Raw genomic sequence first — 1,291 nt, forward strand, 5'->3', positions numbered from 1 at the left:
AGGCGGGACCAGAGATTCGGTCAAACGGTTTTTTGCGTTTTTCTGACAAAAGTTCGCAGACGTCCTCTGGCAGCCTCCTTTCGGCAGGACGACACGCCGCGTGACACCGCACAAACGGGCGTTCCGGCCTCATGCACAGGATAGCACCCGCCCCGTATCCTGTGCGCCATCCGCCTTCCAAGGAGAAGGCGATTCGGTTGGAGGCCAGTTTCAGCACGTCGCCCGCCCCATGCTGCAGGCAGACTCGATCATGGAGAAGCGCTGACGGATCAGCCCTAGCTGGTCGCGAGAGGGGAGGATTTTCTCGAGAACCAAAGCCTCTCGAATTACGAGCGAAAGCACCATTCACTCGGGCAGTAGCTGCCCAGCCCTTATGTCCTTCGGATCCGTCACTAGTGCCCCTCCCATTCCTGGGTGCGACCGTGTTCACATGAGGAGGATCAACTCTTCCTTCGCACAATCGGCCCGAGAATATGCGCGGCGGCATTCGGCGTCGGCGTCGGCGGTGTTGAGGATATGCTCGCCTGGCGTCAGCGTCTTTCTCTCCTCAGTCCGCGACATGGGCCCGCCCGCGTCGTGCCAACAGCTGTCGAAGCCTTGCGTTCGAGCCCCGCATGTCACCTCCTACAGCTCGGAGCCTTGGCCCGCCGCCAGGCCACTCTGTCACACCGCGCCCGACAGTCATCTCGCGAAGCTTGCACGAGAGGGCGATGTCGCGAAACCGAAAGCGGCAGCTCTTCGAAAAGGTCAGCGATTGCGCACAACGCGCTCGAGCCCGAGTCGGCGGAAGCAGCGGCGGGAGAGGCCTGCATGCATATCCTCTCACAGCCGACGATCGGGAGCGATCCTCGTGCACGTGATCAAGTCAGGATCAGCCTGAGGGATGTTGCGTCTCGGGGACGATGGCCGTCAGGTATTGGCACGTGTCAGCGCGAAGGAGGAACTGGGCGGCACCGACGCACACCCCCCCCTATGCGGAAGCATGGAACAGAAACTTGGAAAAGCACTCCTTGCCAGTTGCACTCGACCATCATCGACGGGACTTGCCCTGCTCTGTAAAAGTGCCGCACGCCTTGAGCGAACACGCAAATGGGGTTTCTTGCCATCTGGTTGAAGCGGACATCTCTGTGCCCGGCGCCGACAAGTGCAGTCGATACCTCTGCACGGCGAAAATCTGCCTGTTCTTTGCCTGCGAGGCCAGACGCAAAAAGCCCCGCTGTAAGCAGCGAGGCGAAATTGGATAATGATTTCAGGGCCAGGTGGTTGCGGGAGTTGGATTTGAACCAACGAC

1 protein-coding gene is annotated in these 1,291 nt (G+C 60.3%); it reads right to left on the minus strand.

Features of this window, described 5'->3' with window-relative positions:
• Positions 1–926: 926 nt before the first annotated feature.
• On the minus strand, positions 927–1,291 hold a 365-nt coding region (locus K7H93_RS15905), incomplete at its 5' end, for a hypothetical protein (protein ID WP_230784446.1).

It is taken from the genome of Citromicrobium bathyomarinum, from assembly GCF_021021475.1.
GTDB lineage: Bacteria > Pseudomonadota > Alphaproteobacteria > Sphingomonadales > Sphingomonadaceae > Alteriqipengyuania > Alteriqipengyuania bathyomarina.